The organism is Clostridium sp. Cult3 (genome assembly GCF_021655115.1).
In the GTDB taxonomy this organism is placed as follows: Bacteria; Bacillota; Clostridia; order Tissierellales; family Tepidimicrobiaceae; genus PPXY01.
The window spans coordinates 1-3,043 of the sequence record NZ_PPXY01000037.1; the positions used below are offsets into that span (position 1 = coordinate 1).

The following is a 3,043-nucleotide window of genomic DNA, read 5'->3' on the forward strand; positions in this document are numbered from 1 at the left end:
TCACAGGTTCAAATGCATCAGGAAAATCTACATTTTTACGGACTATAGGCATAAATTCAATCTTTGCTCAGACTCTAAATATAGTATTAGCTAAAGACTATACTTCCTCTTATTTTAGACTATTTACTTCAATTGGAACTACGGATAGTATTGTTGAAGGGGATAGCTATTTTATGGCTGAAGCTAAGGCATTAAAGAGGATAATTGACTCTATTGCTTCCCGTGAACCCATACTATGTATTTTAGATGAAATATTTAGGGGTACTAATACAGCTGAAAGAATTAGTGCTGCCAGTGTAGTATTGAATTATATGATAGATAATAATTCTTGTGTCATTGCAGCCACACATGATCTAGAGCTTATAAGCTTGGTAAACAATAGATATGAAAATTATCATTTTAAGGAAACTATTAAAAGTAAGGATATAATATTTGACTACATATTGAGGAAAGGCCCTTGTGTAAGTAGAAATGCTATTGCAATTTTAGAATATCTTGATTATCCGGAAGAAATATATGAAAAGGCTGTAGAACAAGCTGGAAAGTATTCTGCGATCGGGAATAAAAAGTCCCATCCAATCTCTGAAATTTAATTTTTCATATAATATATAAACATAATTTGGATACAATAACAGAGAGAATATATATTATATGAAAACTAGATGGGAGGATTTGCATGGCAGTTGTTAAAGTTATAGAACTTCTTTCAGAATCAGCAAATGGTTGGGAAGCTGCAGCCCAGGAGGCAGTTTCAGAAGCCTCAAAGACAATAGAAAATATTCAAAGCGTCTATGTAAGTAATATGCAAGCCATTGTTGAAAAGGGAAAAATAATCAATTATAGATTAAATGTAAAGATATCCTTTATTGTGAAATGATGATTAAAAAGGCTTCCTTTTGTAAAAAATCTTTATTGGAAGCCTTTTTTATTGGGGAAAAGTGGGACAGGGAGAACCGTCCCTGCTGTCCCAAGTTTACTGCAATTTAACAATATCCGTAGCAACTTTATCGATAAATTTTCTGTCATGCTCTATAAGGATCATGGTAGGGGAGTATTCTAATATCATATTTTCTATTTGGATTCTAGAGATGATATCGATATAATTCAAAGGCTCATCCCAAATATATACATGGGCCTCTTCGCAAAGGGATTTTGCTAAAAGGATCTTTTTCTTCTGACCACTACTATATCCCTCCATGGGAATTTCAAATTGTTCCCGTGAAATACCCATTTTTCGGAATATAGTTAGGAATTGGGTCTTATCAATATTGGATTCATCAATAAATTCAAATAGACTACCCTTTAAGAAATCAAATTGTTGTGGCACATAGGAGATTACCATATTTTTTGTCTTCCACAGATATCCCTTTGTTTGTATATTTTCACCCAGGATAGCTTTAATAATACTAGATTTCCCACTGCCATTTTTACCTTGTAAGACCAAGCATTCCCCTTGATTTACAGCAAAAGATATGGGCTTAAATATTGGGTCTTTATCATAAGATAATGTGAAATCCCTTGCTTCTATAAGGGTATCTGAATGATGCTCCAAAGAGGTAATTTGCAAAGGTTCAATTTCTTCAATATTTTTTAATAGTTTTTGCTTCTCCTCAATAGCTTTTTCATAGCGTTTTTCTATATTCTTAGAGCGTTTCATCATCTTTGCAGCCATATGTCCAATATACCCTCGATCTACAGGACCTTGGCCAATCTTTGTCTTCTCAACTTTATCCGACCATAGGGCTTTTTCCCTAGCAGACTCCTTCAATCTTCGTATTTCCTTCCTAAGTTTTTCATTTCGTTCCAATTCAAATCTATCTTCTAAATGTTTGTTGTGCTGCCATGTGTCGTAATTCCCTTTAGTTAGCACTATCTTATTTTTTTCAATAGCCAATATATGATCAACAGAAATATTTAAAAACTCTCTGTCATGGGACACCACTATAAACCCTTTCTTATTAGCTAAATACTCAGCTACAAGTTTCCTACCATGAACATCTAAATGATTGGTAGGCTCATCGATTAGAAGAAATTTATTGTAAGAAATAAACATAGTAGCCAGGAGTATTTTAGTCTGCTCTCCATGACTTAAAGTTGAAAAAGGTCGATATAATATATCTTCTTTAAGTTCCAATATATTCATTTCCTTTTGTAATCTCCATAGGGGAAATTCACCTTTTAAAGCTTTGATAATTTCTATAGTTAAATTTTCTAGATCTTTTACCTGATATGGAAAATACTCAAAGTCAACAGGAGTATGAATACTACCATCATAGGTAAACTCCCCCATTAAAAGCTTCAAAAAAGTAGATTTTCCATATCCATTGCGGCCAATAAATCCTAGTTTCCAATCAGTATCCAACTGTAAATCTACATGATCAAAAATTGGACTTAAGCCTCCAACATGGGTAAAAGTTAAATCCTTAATATCTATTAATGCCAATTTACCTCACTCCTTTTAATATATGCTTTTGGTTTCAAAGGATTCTGTTCATGTTTTCACCTCCAACAAAAAACTGCCAGGAGAAAACTCTCCTAGCAGCACAAAAATAGGTATAAAAAAAGATGACTAAAATCACCCTTTAATAATATCAATATATTCAAAAGAGATTTCTCGCTAAAATTAGACACAAAAACACTAGGGCAGTATAATAGTAGTATTTTTGTCTCAATAAAATTTTCTTATTTAGCAAGAAATATATTCATCAGCAACCTCCAAACATTACTTTCACATTAATTTTACCATATTGAGTATAAAATCACAAGTATTATTCTAAAAGTTCACTATTAATATATTTACCAATTAGGAAGGCCATGATATATTAAATATAGATAATTTACTTAGAAGGAGAGATGTAAATGAAAAAAATAATTGTTTTTGGTAGTAAACATTGACCAGGTTGTGAGCCAGCGAAAGAGTATCTTTCCAACAACAATATTAAGTTCTTATATTTAGACATTACTGAAAATATGTTACACCTAAAGAAGTTTTTAAAAATAAGGGATAATAGACCGGAATTTGATGAAATAAAAAAGGCAGGAA

General features: G+C 32.1%; 3 protein-coding genes. 2 read left to right on the plus strand and 1 reads right to left on the minus strand.

Features of this window, described 5'->3' with window-relative positions:
* Positions 1–593, plus strand: a 593-nt coding sequence (locus C3E88_RS07605; protein WP_442870639.1) for a MutS-related protein, incomplete at its 5' end; no start/stop codon positions are given.
* Positions 594–676: 83 nt separating this feature from the next.
* Positions 677–877, plus strand: coding sequence for a dodecin family protein (locus C3E88_RS07610; protein ID WP_236909575.1), 201 nt, complete (start codon positions 677–679; stop codon positions 875–877).
* Positions 878–973: 96 nt separating this feature from the next.
* On the opposite strand, the gene abc-f is transcribed toward C3E88_RS07610, so the two are convergent.
* On the minus strand, positions 974–2,443 hold the full coding sequence (abc-f, locus tag C3E88_RS07615) for a ribosomal protection-like ABC-F family protein (protein WP_236909576.1): 1,470 nt from the start codon (positions 2,441–2,443) through the stop codon (positions 974–976).
* Positions 2,444–3,043: the final 600 nt, after the last annotated feature.